The 22,455-nt window shown below is 55.3% G+C and carries 20 protein-coding genes; 17 read left to right on the top strand and 3 right to left on the bottom strand.

Annotation, left to right across the window (positions count from 1 at the left end):
* Together MYS68_RS15915 and pdaA are read left to right on the top strand one after the other, a co-directional pair.
* Positions 1–801 carry an alpha/beta hydrolase gene (locus tag MYS68_RS15915; protein ID WP_248926777.1) on the top strand — a complete coding sequence of 267 codons (801 nt, stop codon included), beginning with the start codon at positions 1–3 and terminating at the stop codon, positions 799–801.
* A gap of 133 nt (positions 802–934) precedes the next feature.
* Positions 935–1,696, top strand: a complete 762-nt coding sequence (gene pdaA / locus MYS68_RS15910; RefSeq protein ID WP_420852228.1) for a delta-lactam-biosynthetic de-N-acetylase — start codon at positions 935–937, stop codon at positions 1,694–1,696.
* 131 nt (positions 1,697–1,827) lie between these two features.
* On the opposite strand, the gene MYS68_RS15905 is transcribed toward pdaA, so the two are convergent.
* Entirely contained in the window at positions 1,828–2,694 is an 867-nt protein-coding gene (locus MYS68_RS15905; RefSeq protein WP_248926775.1) for an SMI1/KNR4 family protein, read from the bottom strand.
* Positions 2,695–2,970: 276 nt separating this feature from the next.
* Here MYS68_RS15905 and MYS68_RS15900 point away from each other — a divergent pair, with 276 nt between their 5' ends.
* From MYS68_RS15900 to MYS68_RS15890, 3 genes are read left to right on the top strand one after another with little or no spacing between them, the layout of a single operon-like run.
* Positions 2,971–3,933: an AAA family ATPase gene (locus MYS68_RS15900; protein ID WP_248926774.1), complete on the top strand. Its 963-nt coding sequence runs from the start codon at positions 2,971–2,973 to the stop codon at positions 3,931–3,933.
* 12 nt (positions 3,934–3,945) lie between these two features.
* The gene (locus MYS68_RS15895) at positions 3,946–5,046 is read left to right on the top strand and encodes a DUF58 domain-containing protein (RefSeq protein ID WP_248926773.1); all 1,101 of its coding nucleotides are present in this window, start codon (positions 3,946–3,948) and stop codon (positions 5,044–5,046) included.
* 3 nt (positions 5,047–5,049) lie between these two features.
* Positions 5,050–6,363: a DUF4129 domain-containing protein gene (locus tag MYS68_RS15890; RefSeq protein WP_248926772.1), complete on the top strand. Its 1,314-nt coding sequence runs from the start codon at positions 5,050–5,052 to the stop codon at positions 6,361–6,363.
* Positions 6,364–6,662: 299 nt separating this feature from the next.
* On the opposite strand, the gene MYS68_RS15885 is transcribed toward MYS68_RS15890, so the two are convergent.
* The gene (locus tag MYS68_RS15885; RefSeq protein WP_248926771.1) at positions 6,663–7,808 is read right to left on the bottom strand and encodes a DUF2264 domain-containing protein; all 1,146 of its coding nucleotides are present in this window, start codon (positions 7,806–7,808) and stop codon (positions 6,663–6,665) included.
* Between the two features lie 287 nt (positions 7,809–8,095).
* Between MYS68_RS15885 and MYS68_RS15880 the strand changes: the two genes are divergently transcribed.
* The 3 genes from MYS68_RS15880 to holA all read left to right on the top strand — a co-directional run bounded on the left by MYS68_RS15880 (position 8,096) and on the right by holA (position 11,212).
* The gene (locus MYS68_RS15880; RefSeq protein WP_248926770.1) at positions 8,096–8,644 is read left to right on the top strand and encodes an RNA polymerase sigma factor; all 549 of its coding nucleotides are present in this window, start codon (positions 8,096–8,098) and stop codon (positions 8,642–8,644) included.
* Positions 8,641–9,966: a zf-HC2 domain-containing protein gene (locus tag MYS68_RS15875; RefSeq protein ID WP_338043577.1), complete on the top strand. Its 1,326-nt coding sequence runs from the start codon at positions 8,641–8,643 to the stop codon at positions 9,964–9,966. The genes MYS68_RS15880 and MYS68_RS15875 overlap by 4 nt, the downstream gene beginning before the upstream one ends.
* Before the next feature lie 226 nt (positions 9,967–10,192).
* The gene (holA, locus tag MYS68_RS15870) at positions 10,193–11,212 is read left to right on the top strand and encodes a DNA polymerase III subunit delta (RefSeq protein ID WP_248926768.1); all 1,020 of its coding nucleotides are present in this window, start codon (positions 10,193–10,195) and stop codon (positions 11,210–11,212) included.
* Positions 11,213–11,295: 83 nt separating this feature from the next.
* Here holA and rpsT read toward each other — a convergent pair whose 3' ends face one another.
* Positions 11,296–11,568 (bottom strand): 30S ribosomal protein S20, encoded by a 273-nt coding sequence (gene rpsT, locus MYS68_RS15865; RefSeq protein WP_248926767.1) that lies wholly within the window; start codon positions 11,566–11,568, stop codon positions 11,296–11,298.
* A gap of 224 nt (positions 11,569–11,792) precedes the next feature.
* Here rpsT and gpr point away from each other — a divergent pair, with 224 nt between their 5' ends.
* The 9 genes from gpr (at position 11,793) to grpE (ending at position 22,446) form a co-directional block, all read left to right on the top strand.
* Positions 11,793–12,803 carry a GPR endopeptidase gene (gene gpr / locus MYS68_RS15860; protein ID WP_420852227.1) on the top strand — a complete coding sequence of 337 codons (1,011 nt, stop codon included), beginning with the start codon at positions 11,793–11,795 and terminating at the stop codon, positions 12,801–12,803.
* 639 nt (positions 12,804–13,442) lie between these two features.
* Positions 13,443–14,678 (top strand): stage II sporulation protein P, encoded by a 1,236-nt coding sequence (gene spoIIP / locus MYS68_RS15855; RefSeq protein WP_248926765.1) that lies wholly within the window; start codon positions 13,443–13,445, stop codon positions 14,676–14,678.
* 80 nt (positions 14,679–14,758) lie between these two features.
* Positions 14,759–15,145 (top strand): DUF3679 domain-containing protein, encoded by a 387-nt coding sequence (locus MYS68_RS15850; protein WP_248926764.1) that lies wholly within the window; start codon positions 14,759–14,761, stop codon positions 15,143–15,145.
* Positions 15,146–15,225: 80 nt separating this feature from the next.
* On the top strand, positions 15,226–17,040 hold the full coding sequence (lepA, locus tag MYS68_RS15845) for a translation elongation factor 4 (protein ID WP_248926763.1): 1,815 nt from the start codon (positions 15,226–15,228) through the stop codon (positions 17,038–17,040).
* A gap of 225 nt (positions 17,041–17,265) precedes the next feature.
* Positions 17,266–18,426: a radical SAM family heme chaperone HemW gene (hemW, locus tag MYS68_RS15840; protein ID WP_248926762.1), complete on the top strand. Its 1,161-nt coding sequence runs from the start codon at positions 17,266–17,268 to the stop codon at positions 18,424–18,426.
* Positions 18,427–18,545: 119 nt separating this feature from the next.
* Positions 18,546–19,019, top strand: coding sequence for an N-acetyltransferase (locus tag MYS68_RS15835; protein ID WP_248926761.1), 474 nt, complete (start codon positions 18,546–18,548; stop codon positions 19,017–19,019).
* A gap of 112 nt (positions 19,020–19,131) precedes the next feature.
* Positions 19,132–20,157: a heat-inducible transcriptional repressor HrcA gene (gene hrcA / locus MYS68_RS15830; protein WP_248926760.1), complete on the top strand. Its 1,026-nt coding sequence runs from the start codon at positions 19,132–19,134 to the stop codon at positions 20,155–20,157.
* Positions 20,154–21,692: a TCP-1/cpn60 chaperonin family protein gene (locus MYS68_RS15825; RefSeq protein ID WP_248926759.1), complete on the top strand. Its 1,539-nt coding sequence runs from the start codon at positions 20,154–20,156 to the stop codon at positions 21,690–21,692. Before hrcA ends, MYS68_RS15825 begins: the two co-directional genes overlap by 4 nt.
* Before the next feature lie 157 nt (positions 21,693–21,849).
* Positions 21,850–22,446, top strand: coding sequence for a nucleotide exchange factor GrpE (grpE, locus tag MYS68_RS15820; protein WP_248926758.1), 597 nt, complete (start codon positions 21,850–21,852; stop codon positions 22,444–22,446).
* The last annotated feature ends 9 nt before the right edge of the window (positions 22,447–22,455 follow it).

Genomic DNA, 22,455 nt, shown 5'->3' with positions numbered 1-22,455 from the left:
ATGGCTTGGATCGAAACTCATTTTCACTCGGAAATTCTGGGCATGGACATGGAAACAAATGTCATATTGCCGCAGGAGAAACGTCCTTACTCGGGAGACGGCAAGCTGAAGACGCTTTGGCTTCTGCACGGCGGCTCCGGCGATGCGACGGCATGGCTCAGGATGAGCGCGATCGAACGATATGCGCTCGAATACGGCATTGCGGTCGTCATCCCCGGCGGGCTTAACTCGTGTTTTACGGACATGCTGCACGGCGGACGGTTTTTTACATACGTTTCCGAGGAGCTGCCGCGTATTTTACGCCATATGTTCCCGCGGTTGTCCGCTGCGCGCGAAGACAACTACATCTCCGGTTTTTCCAACGGCGGCTACGGCTGCTTGAGGGTGGGACTGGCGAGGCCGGATCTGTATGCGGCAATCGGGGCTTTTTCGGCGGGGGACAAGTCCGATATTCCTTTCGTAAACGACGGCTCCAAACGTGCCTATGACCGTATTGTCTTATTCGGGGAAGGCAGCCTGAAAAACACCCACAACGATCTGAAGCATTTGGGACGCGAAGCTTTAAGGAAAGGAATGCCGCTTCCAAGAGTGTACCATGCGTGCGGCAGCCTGGATCCGTGGCTCGATTTGAACGAGATCATGCGCGACTTTTTCGCCGGCCTCGAGGGCAATCCGTACGATTACGTGTACCACGAGGCGGAAGGGCACGGGCATACGTGGGAGTTTTGGGATATGGAGGTCGTCCGGTTTCTGGAATATCTCGGGCTGCAAAAGGACGGGGCCAAGTATATCGGCATATAAGTGGGCTGTCGATCAAAGTGGTATAAAAATATGGGCGGAGAGGAATATTACGTGCGGTAACTTGATACCGGAAAGCTTCCGAACGTAAAGGAGAGACTGCCTGCCCATGAAACGTCCTTTTATGCCGGCCGTAATGGCCGCCCTCGTGTTATCCGTCCTCGCGCTTGCGCCGTCCGCGGCGGACGCTTACCCCGACAAGCCGTATCATTACGGCTTCAAAAAAAGCAAAAACGGCGCGCGCCCGTCGATCGATCAAGAGGGCTTCAAGGAGATCGTCAAGAAACATGAGGCGATTTTTTTAGGGGATACGACGCAGAAGGAGCTGTATCTGACGTTCGACAACGGCTATGAGAACGGGTACACGCCCGGCATTTTAAATACGCTTAAGGAGAAGCAGGTGCCGGCGATTTTTTTCGTAACGGGGCAATACATTAAAGACAAACCCGAGCTGCTGAAGCGGATGGTGGAGGAAGGACATTTGATCGGCAACCATTCGTGGAGCCATCCGGATATGAGCCAAGTTTCCAACGAAAGGCTGAAGGAAGAGCTCGATAAAGTCAAATACGCCGTTGCCGATATAACCGGGCAAAAAGAGATGCGTTACTTGCGCCCGCCGCGCGGCATTTTCAGCGATCGAGTGCTGCAGGGCAGCAAGAAGCTGGGTTATACGAGCGTCTTCTGGTCGGTGGCGTACCGGGACTGGGAAACGAATAAGCAGAGAGGCGCCGGCTACGCGTATGACAGCGTAATGAAACAGCTTCATCCGGGAGCGGTGATTTTGCTGCATTCGGTATCGAAGGATAACGCCGAGGCGCTCGGGCGGATCATCGACGACGCGCGTGCGCAAGGGTATACGTTCAAGAGCCTCGATGAGATGAAAGTGAAGGAATACTAGGCATGAAGCCTCCGGCGGGACGTTGGCGTCTCACTCGCGGAGGTTTTTTGTTTTATGGATAATCGGGGGCTTCTCCAAAAGTACCAGGAATAGGCTGTAAAGGTTCACTTTTAGGGGATTTGTTCCAATGGTTAACTTTCGGCGAGTCCCAGCTGTTTTTTAACCGGTGCGGCATTTTCGGAACGATGATCGATATACGGAGCGTCTGCCGCCTGAAATCCGGCCCATTCCTTAACAAACAAACCCGAGCAGCCGATATGGATCCAATTTTCCATAAACGACTCGAACGATCTCCCTAATCTCCAGCCGGAATATTCCCGTTCATGCGGCAAATACACGACTTCGCCGATATTATATTTCATATCGATGCCCAAGCAGTCGCCCATTCCGTTGAGCGCAAAAACGAACGAATGAGCCCAAAGCGGATCCGGCTCATATTCATCTAAATACTCGTTATCCTTCCGGCAGCGGTCAAAATGAATCAGCTGGCCCAGGTCCCACAAGCCGTGGTCGAAAAATCCGCCTCCCGATATAAAGCCGCAGGATGTTTCGATTCCTCTGCTTTCATCCAGAGCCCAATAAAAGTAAACTTTACGCGAATATTGAAGAAGCACTCTTCTGAACGATTCGGGCAGTCCCTGTTTAAGCCGTTTTTCCACTTGCACGATTTCTTCCTCGGAGGCAGGGGGATCGATGGAAAGTTTGGTCCGCCCTCCTTTTTCGGCAACAGCTTTATGGGTCAATCTTAATTTTTGAGTCCATTCGCCGTACTTGTAACTGTTTTCCCGGCCGCTCTGTGGTTGGAAATAGCCATTTTTCCGCGGATGGTATACATCGCCTTCAAAACGAACCCAATGAGGAAGTTCGCGGGGATCGGCAGGCATTTCTTTTTCCAGGTGCTTGAAAGATTCAAGAAACGCATGACCTTTGTCCGTGACCTCGTACGATATTCCGGCCCGGTCGTTCAGCTGTTTCAGGTAACCGTTTTTTACCGCCATTTTAAAAAACTCCATGAGCTCGTATTGCTTCATTTTGTATAATTCGTGAGTTACATTCCGATTCTCGGATATTCTTCCCAGAACGCTGAATAAAAACCTCATCCGGAGCGCACCGCCTATACTATCGATCTACTTCTAACTCTACCATATCGCCTATAAGTATGCTAAATTTTTCAAACGGCGTTATTCGCGGGGGTTTCCGATTTTTCCCGTAGGCAGCCTTGCCGGTTTATGGTAAGTTTAATTTAAAAGACGCTGCAAAGGGAGAGGACGTACATGCCGATAGCCAACATCCGCGAGCTGGCGGGCCGCATTCAGAGCAATATCAGCGAAGTCATTGTCGGGAAAGAAGATGTCATCGAGAAGCTGCTGATCGCCATCATCGCGTCGGGGCATATTTTGCTGGAAGATGTGCCGGGCACGGGAAAAACGCTGCTGGCGAAGGCGATGTCCAAATCGCTCGATTGCCGATTTAAGCGCATACAATTTACTCCCGATCTGCTTCCTTCCGATTTGAGCGGAATTCATTTTTACAATCAAAAGCTGGGCGAATTCGAATTTCGCGCCGGGCCGCTGTTTACGAACATCCTGCTCGCCGACGAAATCAACCGGGCCACGCCGCGCACGCAGTCGAGCCTGCTCGAATGCATGGAGGAGCGGCAGATCAGCATCGACGGGGAAACCCGCGCGCTGGCGCGGCCGTTTATGGTCATAGCGACGCAAAATCCGGTCGAGAACCAGGGAACGTTTCCTCTGCCGGAAGCGCAGCTTGACCGTTTTTTGTTCAAAATCAGGATGGGCTACCCGTCGCATGAAGAAGGGTTGCAAATATTGAAACGGTTCAGGGAGGAAAGCCCTCTGGAGAAGATCGGAGCCGTTGCCGACGCCTCGGATATCATAGCCGCGCAAAACAGCTACGCCGCGGTCGGGGCCGAGGACGACGTGCTCGCCTACCTGCTGCAAATCGTGGAAAAAACGCGCAGCCACAGCGACGTGGCGATGGGCGCCAGCCCGCGCGGCAGCCAGGCGCTGCTGAAGGCGGCGCAGGTGCACGCCGCTTTGCGCGGCCGCGACTATGTGACGCCCGACGATGTGAAAAGCATGGCGAAGCCGGTGCTCGCCCACCGGCTCGTCATGAAAGGCTCCTACCGGACGAAGGGAGACGCCGCCGAAGCCGCGATCGACCATATCCTGCGGGACGTGACGGTCCCGAGCGAGCCGAATTTGCTGTCGCGATAGGAGCGGCCGGCCATGAGCATTCATTGGATACTTTTTGTGGCGGTCGTTCTCGTTTTCCTGCAGGGTTATTTCTTCCGCAAATACGGACAGAAAAAGCTGACCTACGAGCGATTTTTCAGCACCCGTTCGTGTTATGCCGGGGAGGAAGTCGAGATGGTGGAGCGCATTGCCAACCGCAAGCTGCTGCCGGTGCCGTGGCTTCGGCTGGAGTTGCTTATCCACGCCGGTCTGCAGTTTCAAAGCCAGGCCAACCTGAACATCGACAGCGGCACGCTGTTTCAAAATCATCGCAGCCTGTTCAGCCTGATGCCTTACACGCAAATGACGCGGCGGCACAAGATCGTCTGCCTGAGAAGAGGCTGCTACCGGCTCAGCTCGGCCACGCTGACGTGCGGCGATGTGCTCGGGATTTACACGACGTCCGAGCAGATTGCCGTCGACGCCGAGCTGCTCGTTTTTCCGAAGCCGGCGCCGCTGGAGGAAATCGGATTGCCGTCCCACAGCTGGCAAGGAGATTTTACCGTGCGCCGCTGGATCGTCGACGATCCGTTTATGATCGCCGGCGTCAGGGAATACCGGTTCGGCGATCCGATGAAAGGGATCAACTGGAAGGCGACGGCGCGCAGCGGCAAGCTGCAGGTGCACCAGCACGATTTTACCGCGGATCATCGGGTGATGATTTATGTGAACGTCGAAGACCACGAGAAAATGTGGAGCCAGGTGAACGACGAGGAGCTGATCGAGCGGGGGATCTCTTATGCGGCCGCAATCGCTCACGAGACGATTGCGCAGGGGATCGAAACCGGCTTCGGGACAAACGCCTATTCGATCGACGCTCCCAAGGAGCCGGTTCGGGTGGAGCCGGAAAACGGCTCCGGGCAGCTCACCTATTTGCTGGAAACGATGGCCCGCCTTGTGATCGCGCGCAGCATCCCGTTCGACGCTTTTTTGGAAGAGGAAGCGGAGCGGTTTGTCACGAATGCGGACATCGTCGTCGTCTCCGCTTATGTCAGCGAAAAAATGGAAAGAGCAATCGCGAGACTGCGGTCGAACGGCAATTCGGTCAGCATCTTGTACACCCGCGAGAGCTCCGTGGAGCAGGAGGGGGCATAACGTATGAAGCGACATCTCGCAGGATTCGTTCAAGCGATTCTCCAGGGAAGCGTGGAGCTGCTGCTGTTTTTTCCGCTGCTGCTGGCCGCCATCGTTTATGTATTTCCTGACGCGGGGGGCTGGAAATGGCTTGCCACGCTGCCTTTTTGCTACACGGCCGGTTATGCGGCCGGGGTTTATTTGCCGCTGACCCGGTTTTACCGAACGCTCGCGGTCGCTCTGGCGGTCGGCGCGCTCGATGCGTACGCGGTCCATGCCGATTCGCTTCCCGTATACGGGGCGGCAGTCGCCGCAGGCGCGCTGGCGTACCGCGGCACGAGATTTGCCGTTGTCCCGTGGCGCGCTTATTTCCCCGCCAGCTTTTATTTGATCGGCATGCTGACATATTTTCTGGCGTCGTTCATTCTTCGCTTTGCGGAAACGTTCCAGCCGTATATGCCGCTGCTGACGTGGACCGGGTTGCTGGCCTTGACGGTCACATTGTTCGCGACAAACCAGGCGACGGTCAAGCAGGAGGCGTTATCGGTGCAGAAAACGCCGTCCGTCGCCGGCTCCATTTTGTGGCAAAACCGCATTCTTGTTTCGATGCTTTTGATCGCGATGCTGATCGTTGCGTTGTTCGATCAGCTGAGACAGGGTGTTGTCTGGCTGGCGAGGCTTGCAGCTGCGGCGATCGTCGCTCTGCTGACCTTGATCCCGGCATCGCCCGGCGACAAGCGGGACGAACCGGCGGCACCGCCGCCTGCCGGCATGTTGGAGCCGGGACAGCCGGCTGCCTGGCTTAAATGGCTGGAAACCGCGGCGATGATTTTTACCGCGGTGGCGCTTGCCGCCGGGTTTCTGCTGCTGCTGTATTTCGCCGCCCGCAGGCTGCCGTCGCTCGTCAAACGGTTTTACGGATGGCTGATGAAGGTGCTTCATATGGGGGAGAGGCTTGAAGCGGGATCAGGTTACGTGGACGACGTCGAGAGCTTGATGAACTGGAAGGAACTCCAGGACGGACTTAAGAAAAGGTTTGCCCACTGGAGGACGGCATGGACGGATAAGCCCGTCAAATGGGAGGAGCTTACAGATAACCGCGAGCGAGTCCGCTACTTGTACCGCGCGCTGCTCGTGCGCAGCTTGTCGCTCGGCTATACGTTCAAGCCTTATTTGACGCCGAAGGAAACGGAGAGGGACATCGCCCGCTCGGGAAAAATGCCGCAGTCTCAGCTGGAGCCGATTGTCGCGCTGTACGAGCAGGTCCGCTACGGCGGCAAAGAAGCGGGGGATCGCGAGATCGCGGAAGCGAAGGCGCGGCTGGACAGGAACGGTTGAACGGTTCGTGGATGCCGACCCTTGACTAATGATCGGATTATAATTGACTGATACTTTGGGCGATCACCTTGACCGGACGGCTGCATAAGCTGTATAATGCAAACCGATCAAGGAATATTTGCCAATTATCGAGGGGCACTCGTCTCTTTACCGGGCGGGTGCTGTTTTTGTTTCCGAACGATGGTCGATCGATGGGATGATTTTGGGATTGAAAAAAAGGTGTTCCCCATGGCGCATATGCCGCTATAGGGGAACACCGTGATGATCGTCGCAAGCCGATATTAGAGCTGCTGTATCCGCTACGGCTTCAGCGCTTTATCGATCGGGAACGGCTCGCCGCGCCATGCTTTAACCTGCGTCCAGGCGGCTTCGCCCTGCCAGAACGGATCGTTTGCCGGCAGACCGAGCGGCAAAAACACGGCGGCGCACAAGTACAGGCTGCCGGTCGAGATGTACGGCTCGCCGACGCCCGGCTGATGGCCGCAGAAGCCGACGGTGAGCCAGCCGTTCTCGTCGAACGTGCCCGGCGCCTCGATCATGCGCCGCATGACGGCCGTCAGCGCGCAGCGCACCTGCGCCGGCTCGAGCGACTCCTCGAGCCGGTGCTGCAGCGCCATCTGCGCGAGATGCTGGAACGCGCCGAAACGGTAGGCGAGCGAGCGGCCGAGCGGCGGAAACGTGCCGTCCGGTCCGATGAGCCGCTCTTGCTGCACCGCGTAACGGCTCGCCCGGCGCAGCACGCTTTCGCGCAGCCCGTCCCAGGCGGGATCGAGATCACGGACCGCTTCGATGATATCGACCAGCATCGGCTGGATGACGAAGCTGTTGTAATAGTCGGCGTGGTATTCCGGTCCGTCGCCGTAAACGCCGTCGCCTTTGTACCAGAGCTCGTGCTGGCGGATCGCATAATCGACGCGCATCGGGTCCCAATCGGCGCCGGCAAGCCGCAGCGCAGTTTCGGTCATTGCAGCGAACAGCAGCCAGTTGTTATAGCCGGGCTTACGGGTGCGCGTCGCTTTCAAAGCGGCGATGACGTTCGACTTGACTCTATCGTCCAGCTTCTCCCACAGCTCGGTCGGCGCCCGCAAAATCGCATGCGACAAAAAAGCCGCATCAACGATCGGCTGGCCGCCGTGCGAGAAATTCATATAGTCGGGCGAATCCGGATCGGTGCCCGCGTCGATCGCTTGCCGCGCGAGCTCCGCGTAACGCTGGCGCAGGCGACCTTCCTCGGCATCCCTGCTTCCGTTTTCAAGCCACGGAGCGATCCCGCAGAGCAGGCGTCCAAGCGCCTCCAGATAAGTGAATTGTTCCCTTTCGGTACCGTTCGATTCAACGGGCATTTTCAGCTTAAGCTCCCGATTGGCCAAGTGAAACAGGACAGGTTGTGCGATTCGGCTCAACGTATCGAGCCAGTACGTGCGGTCGCGCTCTCCGGGATTCATAGGGCATGTCCTCCAGTAAGATGATGATTTTCCCCATTTTACCCGAAAAAATAAGCGGTTTCATTGGCAGAACATACAATTTTATTTGTCGGGACGGCTCAATAATTGCGAAACCAGCCATAAACTGTAACGGTTTCGAAGTCTATGATATGTATACCTTCATGCCGAAATTTGATATATTTTTGATGTATTGATTCTATTTCGGGAGAGGGCCAGCAAATTTTTCTTACCGTGCAACATCTATTACCGTAATTGCGTTAATAAGGTTGCAAGAGAGGGGGATCCCAGTGGTAGCACCGGAATTAATCAAGGCTGCCCAAGCGGGCGATCGCGACGCTCTAATTACCCTGTTGCGTGAAATTGAAACTCACGTTTACCGGACGGCCTATTATATTCTCGGTAATGAGCAGGATGCCATGGATGCTGCTCAGGAGGCGTTGATCCGCATATATACGAAAATCAATTCCTACGAAGAGAAAGCCCAGTTCAAAACGTGGGTGCAACGGATCGTAACGAACTTGTGTATCGATAAATTTCGCCGTTCTAAGCCTACCGTTTCGATAGAACAACACGAGATGACGTTTGTTTCGGAAAAAAGCGTAGAAGATGAGGTTATCTCGGCGTATATTGCCCAAGATATTAAAGAGGCGATCGGGAAGCTGCCGGAGCATCACCGTTCGGTCGTTGTGCTCAGGTACTTGCAGGATTTTTCCTACAACGAAATTGCCGAATCTCTCGATTTGCCGCTCAATACGGTCAAATCCTACTTGTTCAGAGCGAGACAGCAGCTCCAAACGTTGCTACATGAATATCAGAAAGGTAGTGTGCGAGGATGAAATGTCAAGAGGTGATGGAGCTAATGCAGAGATACCTGGACAAGGATCTCGAAGATAAAGAGCATTTAACGCTTGCGCAGCACGTGCGGCAATGTTCTGAATGCACAGAGCTGTTTTCCCGCTTGAAACGTCTCTCCTCCGATTTGGAAAACTTGCCGAAGGTGACGCCGGCCTTCAGCCTGGTGGACGCCATTCTTCCCCGTCTGGAGGAGCTGGACCGGGAACGTTTCGAGGCGCAAATGGCCATGTCCGAAGAGGTTGACGGGCAAACGGATCGGGAGCCGGAAGCGAAAGTGAGCTGGCTTTCACGGCTTCGCGAGCGCGTTTCGTTCAAGTGGGTAGGCGGTGTCGTTGCCGCCGGCCTTGCTATAGGATTTTTTATATTCCACGAGCAGTCTCCGATGTATAATGCCGATCAGCTGCTAAGCGGCGCGGAGAAGCGAGCCGACAGCAAAGCGGCGACGAGCGCCGGTTCGACGAGCGCCGGAGCGGCGAGCCGTCAGACGGCGGAATCCTCCGCCATGCAAAATCAAGCGGCCCCGGCGCCTGCGGCAAAGGAGACGGAGGAGTCCAAGGGGAAGACGAACGAAAGGCAGGACACGGCTCTCAAAGCGACACCCAAAGCCTCCACTGAGCCGAAAGCGCCGTCTTCCGACACGAAGCAGCCGCTCGGACAGTATAATAACGGACAAAATATGCTGACGACTCCAAGCGCCAAGGCGCCGATGGAGCAAGAACTCGCGCCGCCGGCCACGCTCAGCTCGCCATCAAGCGGAAACAGCGCCAAATCTTCCGCACCACCGGCCGAAACGGACAAGACGGCAGCGCCGCTCGCGGCAAGCAATGTTACGCCAACTTCGCCGTCCAATCCGCCGGCTGCAAAACAAGGAGCCGCGCCTGCATCTTCCGTACCGACGCCGGCTCCGTCTCCGGCACCTTCAGAGAAGCGAGCGGAAACACCGGCCGACGGCAGCAAGGAAGGGGCATCCGCCGCTTCGGACGAACATGCCCCCATGAGATCTTTTGTGATGAAGGACCAAAACGGATTCGCTTCCGAGACATCGTCCGATGCCGGTGTAAAAACAAGTCCGGACGGAAACTATACGGCCAAGCTGGAAGATCGCCGCGTCGTCATTCGCGGGAAAGACGGCAAAGTCGTGTTTTCTTCAGCCAAGCAGTGGAAAGAGACGGATCAGGTCGTTTTGACAGGCTGGTCGAAGGATGACGTGCTCACCTATCAGGTCACTTCCGGGGAAACGGTCAAGACGTATGAGATCAACGCAAAAACGCAAGCGGAAGCGGAAAAAACGTCCTCGAAGTAGCACCTTTTTGCCGCGTACCGCGTATATTGTTAGCAAATGAAGCTCCTCTTACACAGGTCGCACGACCGCTTGGCGGGAAGTTTCTAGAGCTTTCCCCAAGCGTTTATCATAGATGCGATTTGGGGCAAAGGGATTATGTCAAACCGATATTCGGTTTTGACGTAATCCCTTTGTTGTTATAGAATTTATTAGCCAGACACGAATGGATTATTCCGAGGTGACCCGAATGGATTATAAAACGGCAGTGAAGGAACTGGGCAAACGCAAAATAAATCCGATATACGTATGTTACGGGTCGGAAGGCTATTTTTCGGACGATTTGATCCGCCGGCTGACGGATGCGCTTATCGAACCGGACCAACGCCCTTTTGCCGTAACCAAATACGATTTGGCGGAAACGCCTCTCGATACGGTGCTGGAGGATGCGGAAACGCTGCCGTTTATGGTGCCGCAGAAGCTGGTTATCGCGAGCAATGCGCTTTTTTTAACCGGGGCCAAGGAAAGCGGGAAAGTGGAGCATCGCACCGAACGGCTTCTCGAATACATAAAGTCCCCGGTCGATTACTCGGTGCTTATTTTTACGGTTACCGCGGACAAACTCGACGAGCGAAAAAAGCTGGTGAAATCGCTCAAGGATAGCGGGTACTTGGTCGCCTGCGGCACGCCGTCGGCCGAGGAACTGTCGCAATGGGTCGCCGCTAGGGCGGAGAAGCTCGGATTCCGTTTTGACCGGGGGGCGCTGGAACGGTTTGTTTTATATGTCGGGACAAGCCTGCAGACGCTCGCTCAGGAGCTCGAAAAATGCGCACTGTTTATCGGTCAGGGAGGCGTGCTGACGGAGGATCACGTGGAGCAGCTGGTGACGCGCACAACCGAGCAAAATGTGTTCATCCTGATCGAAGATATCGTTCAGCTCAAGCTGGATCGGGCTTTCACGATGCTGCACGAGCTGATCAAAATGAAGGAGGAGCCGATCAAAATTTTGATGCTGATCGCCCGGCAATTCCGGATTATGTACCAGGTGAAAGATTTGACGCAGCAGGGTTACTCGCAGCAGCAAATCGCCTCGCAGATCGGCGTCCACCCGTATGCCGTGAAAATCGCCGCCGGACAGGCCGCGAAATACGATGTCCGGCAGCTTGCCCGCATTTTGGGAGATTTGGCCGATCTCGATTACCGGATGAAAAGCGGCCGGGTCGACAAGGTGATGGGGCTAGAATTGTTTATGATGACCTTGGCCGGATAGCGCTCCGCCTGGAATGAAAAAAACCATGATGCTCCGAACGGGGCTTCATGGTTTTTTTGTGAGTAAGTATATGCTTATGAAACTTAAGCTTTCGCAGCAAGCTCATTCAGCTTTTTCGCTAAACGGGACTTTTTGCGGGCGGCAGCATTTTTATGGATTAATCCTTTCGTTACTGCTTTGTCCAGCTTTTTGCTTGCAGCGATGAGAGCTTCCTTGGCGGAATCCACACTGCTTGTAGCGGCAGCTGTTTCGAACGCTTTAACAGCAGTACGAAGAGCGGATTTTTGGGAAGCATTGCGAAGACGGCGCTTTTCGCTGACTTTCACTCTTTTGATAGCGGATTTAATGTTTGGCACTTACGTTCACCTCCTACAAGTTTTGCCGCGGATCCCCGGGCAAAACGGACTGCATCCAAACGTCAAGATTTGCATCGTGACGACAACTTTAGATATTCTACCACGAGCGATATTAAATTGCAATAGGATGAATCTTGAATCTACCCGCCTGTGCATAAGCGGCCGGGTTTCATCAAACAATAATCTGGCAATCAACCGGTCAGAAAGGAGTGCGTTACTTGGAAATCCGCGAGCTCGATCAACTGGATTTTTCGTCGGCCCATGCCGATCTAGCGCTGGAAGCAAGGGACATCGCCGCCAGAGCGTCCGGCAATCAGACCATACCGGGAGTACATACGTCGGTGCAGGAAGACGACGGCATAACCATCACGTTAATCGATATTACTTCAGAAGAAGGTTCGCGCGCGATGGGCAAGCTGCCGGGCCATTACGTCACGATAGAGGTGCCTGCTTTAAGGCAAAAGGATACCGATTTGCAGGACAGGGTCGCCACCAAATTCGCTCAGGAGTTCGAAAAATTTTTGGCCAAGCTGGGGGTTCCCCAAAACGCCAAAGTGCTTATCATCGGACTGGGCAACTGGAACGTGACGCCCGACGCCCTCGGCCCGCTTGTCGTCGAAAATGTGATGGTCACCCGCCATTATTTCGAGCTGATGCCGGATCAGGTCAGCAAAGGCTACCGTCCGGTCAGTGCAGTGGCGCCGGGAGTGCTCGGCACGACGGGGATCGAAAGCAGCGAAATCGTGCAGGGGATCGTGGAGAAGTCGAAGCCGGACCTTGTCATCGCGATCGATGCGCTCGCCTCCCGCTCATTGGAGCGCGTCAACACGACGATTCAGATTGCCGACACGGGCATTCATCCGGGATCCGGTATCGGCAACAAACGCAAGGGGCTGACTCTGGAAGCGCTCGGCGTTCCGGTCATCGCCATCGGCGTGCCGACCGTGGTATACGCCAGCACCATCGTCAACAGCGTCATCGATATGATGCACAGGCACTTCGAACGGCAAACGTCCAACACCGGGCAAATTCTCGGCATGCTCGATCAGCTTCAGGACCATGAGCGGATCGAGCTGGTCAAGGAGGTTTTGAACCCGGTCGGGCACGATCTGCTCGTTACCCCGAAAGAAATCGACCAGTTCATCGAAGATATCGCCAACATTATCGCGAGCGGGCTGAATGCGGCCCTGCACGAAGCGATCGACACGAACAACGTAGCGGCATTCACGCATTGAGTTAAAACCTTTGTTCCCAGGGCTCGTACCGGGGCAAAGGTTTTTTGGTTGCACCGGTAGTTCTCTATTCATCTCTTTGCGCTTGCGCAAACGGACTGAGGCGACGCTATTCGCCCGTTTTTCTTCCCGTTGAAATTTTAACGGATGAGTAACCGGGAACTGTTCACAAATATAGAGGAACTCACATTCGCTATTCTCAGGAAAAGGAGCACATCTGACAAATAGAGGAACTGAGATGCTCTAAATATACGAAAAATCGCTTAATTGCTGGAAAAATAGGCAAATAACGCATCTGAGCTCCTCTATTCTTGGCGAATCGGTCGAAATGGCCATTATAGCGCACTGTAGTTCCTTTATGACCCGGACAGACGCAGCGAGCAGTCGCGCATATCGGGCGGGTCCAGGGCGCCCGAGCGCCTTGAGGGCTTTGCGGAGCAAAGCCTGCTTCGGAAGCCTGGGGTCCCCCCGGTGGGGGGATTTAGGGGGCTTTGCCACGCAATTTTTTTGTTCTATCAATCTCCCTATCTTCATAGATTGCTAGTAGATAGCTTTATCGATTGCGAAGTTAGCTTTGCCGCGAAGCTCAGCAACCTTACGAGACAAACTTTCCCTGCGGAAAGTTTTTAGGAGGGCAAAACTATGAAATGGGACGCACTGACCTTGAACTTGAGCAAAATGCGAAGCACGAGAAGCGAGCCGGGGATTATGACGAGAGTGTTCGTTTTGCTGATGGTATGTACGATGCTTTTGATGCTGCTGATGGGCGTGCTCGGGTATGTCCAAACCAATTACGGCAGCAAGGCGCCTTCATCTTCGATGAAAGGGATGGCTTCCTCGGTGTCCAGCCAATTTTTCATGGATATGATCGGAATGGAGCTGCCGAGCACGAAGACGGACCGGCAATCGTTCACCTTTTCCCAGCAAAACGTGGCGATGTTCCTGTTTAATTTGGTGACCGACGTCAATCCGAAAGAACCGAAAACGATGATCGCCCGGGAGGTGCCGGGGATGTCGCAGGACGAGACGGTTCTGCTCAAAAAAGGCGTCGGCACCGGCACCGACTCTCCCGCCGATTACGGCCCGAAGCTGGAGGTCATCGACAGAGGGCAGGCGCCTGGCGAAACCGGCATCAAGGATGTGGAAAGCTTGCCGATTCAAGGTCCGCCGCTGCCCGTCGCCGCCGCGGAGCCGCCTCGAACGGCAGGGCGCAACGTTGCGTTCATCTATCAATCGCACAACCAGGAGTCGTTTTTGCCGGAGCTGAGCGGCGTTACCGATCCCGACCGGGCTTACGATGCCAAGGTCAACATCTCGCTCGTCGGCAAAAGGCTGGCGGAAAAGCTGGAGCAAAACGGCATCGGCGCTGTGCATTCGGATACGAACTACCCGAGTGCGGTCAAAGACTTCAATTACTATTATTCTTACAAATATTCGTTAAAGACGCTGCAGGAGGCGGTAGCCTCGCACCCGGACCTGAAGTTTTACTTCGACATTCACCGCGATTCGCAAAAAAGGGACAAGACGACCGTGACGATTGACGGCAAAGACTATGCGCAGGTGTATTTCATCATCGGAGGCAAAAATCCGAAGTGGAAGGAAAACGAGCAGTTCGCCGCCAAAATTCACGACGCGCTGGAAGCGAAGCATCCGGGTATATCCAAAGGCATTCATGCCAAGGCTTCCGAAGGGAACGGGGTGTACAACCAAAATTTTTCACCGAACAGCGTGCTGATCGAAGTGGGCGGACCATACAATTCGCTGGAGGAATGTTACCGCACGGTTGATCTGCTGGCAACCGCCATCTCCGAGGTTATTTTGAACGTGCAAAAGGTAGATGCCCCGGCGGGCGGCAAAGAAGTTCAGAAGCAAGGGTAAGGTTGCCCCGCGTGACGCGGGTTAAGAGAAATTGCTTGCGAGACAAGCTTCCCGGCGGAAGCTTTCAGGAGGGAAGCCAAATGGCCAAATATTATGTCAGATTATTCATCGTCGCGCTGATCGCCGCCTTCTGCATCTTCTTCGGCGTCGACCTTGCGAGCAAAGGCGTAGAACGCGTGCAGGGACCGACGGGTCCGGCGCCCGTAAAGCAAACCGCGGCACCGCCGGCGAAGACTGAATCGAAGCCTGCAGGCGTCACCGCCCATGCGGGCGCGGCGAAACCGGCGGCAGGTTCGTCCGCGGCAGGCCAGGACGCCAAAACAAAGCAGGAGGAGCCGGTGCGGAGCGAAGTTACGGAAGATACCGGAATTAACCGGGTCAGCAACAAGGCGGGCGAACTTCTGCAAATTATCTCCTACCACGGAATCAAATTTATCGTTTCCATACTCGACGCCATTATTGGATGACGGCCCCAATTGCTGCGTTCTCTTACAACTGCTATAATGAAAAGTATTGTATATTAGCAGGTAAGTGAGGACGCGAAACGATGGACATCCAATCGAGACAAAAGAAAATAAGGAACTTTTGCATTATCGCACATATCGACCACGGCAAATCGACGTTGGCCGACCGGATCCTCGAGTTCACCGGGGCGCTGTCGTCCCGTGAAATGCAGGACCAGGTGCTGGACCAAATGGATTTGGAACGCGAGCGCGGCATCACGATCAAGCTGCAGGCGGTGCGTCTGAATTACCGCGCGGACGATGGTGAGGAGTATATTTTGAATTTGATCGATACGCCGGGGCATGTCGACTTTACGTACGAGGTCTCGCGGAGCCTCGCCGCTTGCGAAGGTGCGCTGCTGGTCGTCGACGCGGCTCAGGGCATCGAAGCGCAAACGCTCGCGAACGTATACTTGGCTCTGGACAACAATCTGGAAATTTTGCCGGTTATCAACAAAATCGATCTTCCGTCGGCGGAGCCGGAACGGGTGAAGCAGGAGATCGAAGATGTGATCGGGCTGGATGCCAGCGAAGCGGTGCTTGCTTCGGCGAAGGCGGGTATCGGCATCAAGGAAATTTTGGAGCAGATTACGCAGAAGGTGCCGGCTCCGAGCGGAGATCCGAATAAACCGCTGAAGGCGCTTATTTTCGACTCCCACTACGATCCGTACAAAGGCGTCATCGTCTACGTGCGGGTGATCGACGGCTCGATCAAGGCCGGCTCGAAAATCAAGATGATGGCGACGGACAAAACGTTCGAGGTCATCGAAGTCGGCGCGTTCAAGCCGCGCATGAGCATTGTCGACGAGCTGAACGTCGGCGACGTCGGTTTTATCGTGGCCGGCATCAAAAACGTGGGCGATACGCGCGTCGGCGATACGGTGACCGATGCGAAAAATCCGACGCCGGAGCCCTTGCCGGGTTACCGGAAAATCAATCCGATGGTATTCTGCGGGTTGTACCCGATCGAAACGTCGGATTACAACGACCTGCGCGAAGCGCTGGAGAAGCTGCAGCTGAACGACGCTTCGCTCAGCTTCGAGCCGGAGACGTCGACGGCGCTCGGCTTCGGCTTCCGCTGCGGCTTTCTAGGTCTTTTGCACATGGACGTTATTCAAGAGCGCATTGAGCGCGAATTCAACATTCCGCTCATTACAACCGCACCCAGCGTGGTGTTCCGGGTGACGAAAACAAACGGGGAAGTGCTGAACATCGAGAACCCGTCTTTGTTCCCCGAGCCGGGCAAAATCGACTTCGTCGAGGAGCCTTACGTGAAAGCTTCCATCATCGTGCCGAACGATTATGTCGGAACGATCATGGAGCTGTGCCAAGGAAAACGCGGCGAGTTTATCAACATGGAGTATCTCGATACGACGCGGGTCACGCTCACGTACGACATACCGCTCTCCGAAATCGTCTACGATTTCTTCGATCAGCTGAAATCGAGCACGAAAGGATATGCATCGTTCGATTACGAGCTATCCGGCTACAAGCAGTCCAATCTGGTGAAAATGGACATCTTGCTGAACAACGAGCAGGTGGACGCTTTGTCGTTTATCGTTCACCGCGACCGGGCGTACAACCGCGGACGGATCATTTGCGAGAAGCTCAGAGAGCTGATTCCGAGACAAATGTTCGAGGTGCCGATCCAGGCGGCGATCGGGCAAAAGGTCATCGCCCGCGAAACGGTCAAGGCGATGCGCAAAAACGTGCTGGCCAAATGTTACGGCGGCGACATCAGCCGGAAGCGGAAGCTGCTGGAGAAGCAGAAGGAAGGCAAGAAGCGGATGAAGCAGGTCGGCAGCGTCGAGGTGCCGCAGGAAGCATTTATGGCGGTGCTGAAGATCGACGAGAATTAAGCCGATCATACCGGGTATATTCGGAAAGACAAGATAGGCGGCAAGAAGTAACCCACCGGGAGTTCCTGAAGTGGGTTACTTTCTTTGTATGAGCCAAGCGGCCTCGTATGAGCCTTGCACAATATCGGGACATGGTGGATCAGCCCGAACAAATATTTTCCTTTATGCTGCCGCTGTGCAGCTGTGATACAATATTTCCAAAACTATTGAAATATGGAGCCTGCCATGAACGTAACGGTACGACAAGAAACGCCGAGCGCGGTGTATATTCATATTCCGTTCTGCACGAACAAATGCCATTATTGCGACTTCAACTCCTATGTGCTGAAAGGCCAGCCGGTGGCGGACTATTTGGACGCGCTGGAGCGGGAGATGGAGCAGACGGTGCGGCTTGTCCCGCCGCGGACGGTCGAAACGATCTTTGTCGGCGGCGGGACGCCGACGGTGCTGCTGCCGGACCAGATGGAGCGATTTTTGCGGATTGTCCGCACCTATTTTCCGACGGATCACGAGCAGCTGGAGTTTACGATGGAAGCGAACCCGGGCACGACGGATGAGGAAAAGCTGCAGGCGATGAAGGAAGGCGGCGTCAACCGGATCAGCTTCGGGGTGCAGTCGTTCGACAACGGCTTGCTGGCGGAAATCGGGCGGATTCACAATACGGACGACGTCTACCGCAGTCTGGAAAATGCGCGGAAAGTCGGCTTCGCCAACTTGTCCATCGATTTGATGTTCGGACTGCCGAAGCAGACGCTTAAAATCATGGAAGAAACGCTGAACGAAGCTTTGGCGCTCGATTTGAAGCATTACTCCATCTACAGCCTGAAGGTCGAAGAAAACACCTTGTTTCATACGCTGTACCAGAAAAACCAGCTTCCGCTTCCCGACGAAGACGAGGAGCTGCAAATGTTCCTTTATATAATGAAGAGACTGGGCGAAGCGGGCTACGAGCAGTATGAAATCAGCAATTTTGCGAGGCCCGGGTTCGAAAGCCGCCATAACAGCATGTACTGGCGCAACCGCAGCTATTACGGCATCGGCGCCGGGGCGCACGGCTACGTAAACGGACAGCGACACGTCAATATTAAGGGGGTTCAGCCGTATATCGATGCGACCCGCGGTGCACTTCCCCGTTTGGAGCAGTTCGAAGTGACCGGGCAGGAAGCGATGGAGGACTTTATGATGGTCGGGCTGCGCATGCTGAAAGGCGTAAGCAACCGGGATTTCTCGGAGCAGTTCGGAGGTTTGTCGATAGAGGATATTTTTGCGCCGACGCTGAATAAACTGCTGGCTAACGGACTGATCGAACGAGCCGCGGACGGATATCGCTTATCCCCGCAAGGGCTGCTGCTCGGCAACGAAGTGTTTGCGGAATTTTTGAGCTGACAAAGCCCGCCTAAATTGAAGCGATCCTCTGCCCATAAAAAAAATGATTGAATGTTTTATTCGCTTTGTTGTATATTTATTCATATATAATTTAGAGCGAAACGGGTGGGGATGACTACATGACAGTAACAGTGACATGCAGAAAAGCGACGGAGCGGGACGTCGATCATTTATACGAAATTATTCAAGGCTATGCGGAAAAAGGCATCATGCTGCCGCGTTCCAAGGAAATGCTCACCGATCAGATCGACACGTTCGTCATAGCCGTACAGGAAAACGACGATCGGTTCATCGGCTGCGGTTCACTCACCCGGCTCGGCCAGGATTTGGTCGAGATCCGCTCTCTCGGCGTAAGCGAGGGGTATAAAGGGCAGGGCATCGGCAAAATGATCGTAAATCATCTGGTGGAAGAAGCCCGCCGGCAAAAGATCGCCAAAGTGATGGCGCTGACGTACGAGGTCGCTTTTTTCGAGCGCAACGGGTTTACGGTCGTTCCGAAGGAAATTTTTCCGGAGAAGGTATGGAAGGACTGCATTCACTGCAAAAAGCAGCACTGCTGCGACGAAATCGCCGTGCTCAAACGGCTGGATTGACTTGACAACAGACCTTAGGGTCTGTTATTTTTATAACATGAGTTAGCACTCAGGATCAAAGAGTGCTAACGACGGACAGCTAAAGGTTTAGCGGGCAAGAGGAGGGGCGGATATGTTAACCGAACGACAAAGACAAATCCTAAGCGCTATCGTAGATGACTACATTCGTTCCGCGGAGCCGGTCGGCTCGCGCAGCATTTCCAAACGGGGCAATGTCGGCTTCAGCCCCGCCACCATTCGCAACGAAATGTCCGATTTGGAAGAAATGGGCTTTCTTGAGCAGCCGCATACGTCTGCAGGCCGCATCCCTTCGCACAAGGGGTACCGGTATTATGTCGACCACCTGGTCAAATACGGCAGCGTCAGCAACGATGAGGTCGACGGGCTCAAGCTTTATTTTGCCGAGAAAATTCAGGAGATGGAGCAGGTCATCCAGCAGGTTGCGATGATTTTGTCCAATCTTACCAACTATACATCGATTGTACTTGGGCCGGAGGTTTTCAACACGACGCTCAAGCGTCTGCAAATCGTGCCGCTTAACGAGCAAACTGCGGTGGCGATCATCGTCACCAACACCGGCCAGGTCGAGAACAAGACCGTCACGATCCCCGAAGGCGTGCAAATGTCCGAGGTGGAGAAGATGGTCAACCTGCTTAACAGCCGCTTGATCAACGTGCCGCTCTACCAGTTCAAGACGAAGCTTTTTAACGAAATCAGCCAGGAAATGAGCCGGTACGTCTCCGGCTATGAGGAGCTGCTCGGAATGCTGAACGGCGTTCTTGACGCCGGCGAGGAAGACCGCGTTTTCTTAAGCGGCACCACGAATATGCTCACTCAGCCTGAGTTTAAAGATGTGGAAAAAGTGAAGACTATTCTTGATATGCTTTCCGAGACGCATACGCTCGTCAGGCTGTTTGCCGAAACGCCCTCCGGCATTCAGGTGCGCATCGGCCAGGAAAATCAGATCGAAGCGATCAACGATTGCAGCCTGATCACCGCGACGTATTCGGTTGACGGACAGACGCTCGGAACGATCGGCATTTTGGGTCCGACGCGGATGGAGTACGGGAAGGTCATTCATCTGCTGGACCGAATCTCCAAAGAGCTCAATCACGTGATGGGGCGCTGGTATAGATGAGTCAATCGAAGCAGGGAGTTCACGAAAATGAAGAAAAATACGCGACGCTGCTGAACAACGCCGGGGCGGTACGGGCGATCTGCTCCGCGGTGGAAGGCACCCTCGGTCCGAAGGGGCTCGATACGATGCTCGTCGGCGGTCACGGGGAAGTGATCATCACCAATGACGGCGTGACCATTTTGGAAAAAATGGACGTGACGCATCCGGCGGCGCGCCTCCTCATTCAAGTGGCGCGCGCGCAGCAGAGGCAGGTCGGCGACGGCACGACGACCGCCACGGTGCTCGCCGGGGCGCTGATCGCCGAAGGCGTTACGCAGGTGACGCGCGGGGTGCCTGTGGCGAAGGTGGTGCGCGGCATCCAGGACGGCGTCATGCGGGCGCTGGCGTCGATGCGGGATCGAGCTCGCGAGATCACGGGGCATGACGATCCGGTGCTGCACCGGATCGCCTATATTGCCGGCCGCGAGCAGAGCGATATCGCGCGCCTGATCATCGATGCGGTGCGGCAGCTCGGAGCCGACAAACTGAAGGAAGAAGGCTTCCGCTTCGCCGATCTGGTCACTTCGCACGGCAAAACCGGCAGCGAGGTATGGCCGGGGCTGCTTATTCCGAAGGTGCCGATGAACTCCCAGCTCGATTTTGAACCGTTTTCCGGACCGGTGCTCGTCGTACAGGACGCGCTCGAGCCGGAGACGATCGACGAGGAAGCGCTGATGACGGACGCAGGCTTCCAGAGGTATTTGCAGCTCAAGGAGCAGTTCCGGGCCAGCCTGGAAAAGCTGACCGATCTGCGGATCGGTCTGATTGTAGCGGATCGCGGCGTCGATCCGGAGGCGGAGCAGTTTTGCACCGATCACGGCATCATGGTGCTGCAGCGCGTGACGCGCGACGATCTGAAGCGGATCGCCGAATATACCGGCGCGAAGCCGATCCGCCGCGGCGCTTTGAAGAAGCCGGTGGCCGAAATCGCGATTTATCTCGGCCACGCCGGACACATCGCGTACGACGAGCGGCTCGAGTGCGTGCGAATCAAGCAAGGCCGCGGCAAGCCGACCGCGTCGATCGTCGTCGGCGCGAGCACGAGCGAGGTCGTCGGCGAGCGCTCCCGCATCGCGCGGGATGCCGCCTCGGCGGTGCAGGCCGCGCTGAAGGGCGGCTATCTGCCAGGCGGCGGCGCCGTCGAGATCGCGGTTGCGCATGAGCTCGACCGATACCGCGAGACGGTGCAGGGCATGGAGGGCTTCGGCGTGACGGCCGTCGCCCAGGCTTTGCGCAAGCCGCTCGCGCAAATTGTCGTCAACGCGGGGTACAACCCGCTGGAGAAGGTCGAAGAAGTGAAGGCGGCGCAGATCGCCGCGAAAAGCGACTCGATCGGCATCGATTGCGATACCGGGTACACGGTCGATTTTATGGAAAGCGGCATCGTCGATCCGGCACCCGTCAAGCTGCACGCTTTGGAAGCCGCTTCCGAGGTGGCGACGGCCGTGCTGAGAATCCATACCGTCATTAAGATGAAGCAGCCTGCGGAGGAGTAAGATAGATCGTCGAAGTCCGATGGATGGAAAGCGGAGTGGACGGAATCGTGCTGGAGAAGCGTTAGCGGTCGCCTTTGTGATCGGAAGCACGATCCGGGACACGAAGCGGCATGCGTTCACGGACTTCAGGCGAAGTCTACATGGGGAGGTGACATTTTTGAACACGGAAGAAAAAACTAACGGTCATCGCGCAGAAGAGCAAGAGGCGGAGCAGCAGACGGAGGCTACATACGGAGCCGAAGCGGAGGCGCAGGATGAAACTGCCGGCGAACCGCAGGAAGCGAGCGAGCAGCCCTCTGCGGAAAACAGCGAGCTGGAAGCGGCACGCAAGCTGGCGGAGGAAAATTACCAACGCTTCTTGCGGGCGCAGGCGGATTTCGACAATTTCCGCCGCCGTACGCGCGAGGAGAAGGAGCAATTCGCCAAGTACGCTTCGCTTAAGCTGATCGAGCAGCTGCTGCCGGTGGTGGACAACTTTGAACGCGCGATGTCCACGAGCAAGGAAACGAAAGATTTCGACGCCCTGGTCAAGGGTTTAGATATGACGTTCCGTCAGCTGGAGCAGGTTTTGGCCCAAGAAGGATTGCAGCCGATGAATGCGGTCGGCCAGCCGTTTAACCCGGAATTCCATCAGGCGATCATGCAGGTGGAATCGGAAGAACATGAAGAAGGCATCGTCGTGGAGGAAGTCCAGAAGGGCTACATGTTGAAAGATAAGGTTGTCAGACCGGCGATGGTCAAGGTCAGCATGTAACGCATCGCA

Origin of the sequence: Paenibacillus hamazuiensis (assembly GCF_023276405.1) — a bacterium.
Lineage (GTDB): Bacteria > Bacillota > Bacilli > Paenibacillales > NBRC-103111 > Paenibacillus_AF > Paenibacillus_AF hamazuiensis.
Note: the sequence above shows the minus strand (reverse complement) of the source record. Positions and strands in the feature narration are given on the sequence as shown.

Excerpts from the sequence above, each read along its gene's own strand:
- MYS68_RS15915 (WP_248926777.1), top strand. The coding sequence starts at position 1 with ATGGCTTGGATCGAAACTCATTTTCACTCGGAAATTCTGGGCATGGAC.
- pdaA (WP_420852228.1), top strand. The coding sequence starts at position 935 with ATGGCCGCCCTCGTGTTATCCGTCCTCGCGCTTGCGCCGTCCGCGGCG.
- MYS68_RS15905 (WP_248926775.1), bottom strand. The coding sequence starts at position 2,694 with ATGGCGGTAAAAAACGGTTACCTGAAACAGCTGAACGACCGGGCCGGA.
- MYS68_RS15900 (WP_248926774.1), top strand. The coding sequence starts at position 2,971 with ATGCCGATAGCCAACATCCGCGAGCTGGCGGGCCGCATTCAGAGCAAT.
- MYS68_RS15895 (WP_248926773.1), top strand. The coding sequence starts at position 3,946 with ATGAGCATTCATTGGATACTTTTTGTGGCGGTCGTTCTCGTTTTCCTG.
- MYS68_RS15890 (WP_248926772.1), top strand. The coding sequence starts at position 5,050 with ATGAAGCGACATCTCGCAGGATTCGTTCAAGCGATTCTCCAGGGAAGC.
- MYS68_RS15885 (WP_248926771.1), bottom strand. The coding sequence starts at position 7,808 with ATGAATCCCGGAGAGCGCGACCGCACGTACTGGCTCGATACGTTGAGC.
- MYS68_RS15875 (WP_338043577.1), top strand. The coding sequence starts at position 8,641 with ATGAAATGTCAAGAGGTGATGGAGCTAATGCAGAGATACCTGGACAAG.
- holA (WP_248926768.1), top strand. The coding sequence starts at position 10,193 with ATGGATTATAAAACGGCAGTGAAGGAACTGGGCAAACGCAAAATAAAT.
- spoIIP (WP_248926765.1), top strand. The coding sequence starts at position 13,443 with ATGAAATGGGACGCACTGACCTTGAACTTGAGCAAAATGCGAAGCACG.
- MYS68_RS15850 (WP_248926764.1), top strand. The coding sequence starts at position 14,759 with ATGGCCAAATATTATGTCAGATTATTCATCGTCGCGCTGATCGCCGCC.
- lepA (WP_248926763.1), top strand. The coding sequence starts at position 15,226 with ATGGACATCCAATCGAGACAAAAGAAAATAAGGAACTTTTGCATTATC.
- hemW (WP_248926762.1), top strand. The coding sequence starts at position 17,266 with ATGAACGTAACGGTACGACAAGAAACGCCGAGCGCGGTGTATATTCAT.
- MYS68_RS15835 (WP_248926761.1), top strand. The coding sequence starts at position 18,546 with ATGACAGTAACAGTGACATGCAGAAAAGCGACGGAGCGGGACGTCGAT.
- hrcA (WP_248926760.1), top strand. The coding sequence starts at position 19,132 with ATGTTAACCGAACGACAAAGACAAATCCTAAGCGCTATCGTAGATGAC.
- MYS68_RS15825 (WP_248926759.1), top strand. The coding sequence starts at position 20,154 with ATGAGTCAATCGAAGCAGGGAGTTCACGAAAATGAAGAAAAATACGCG.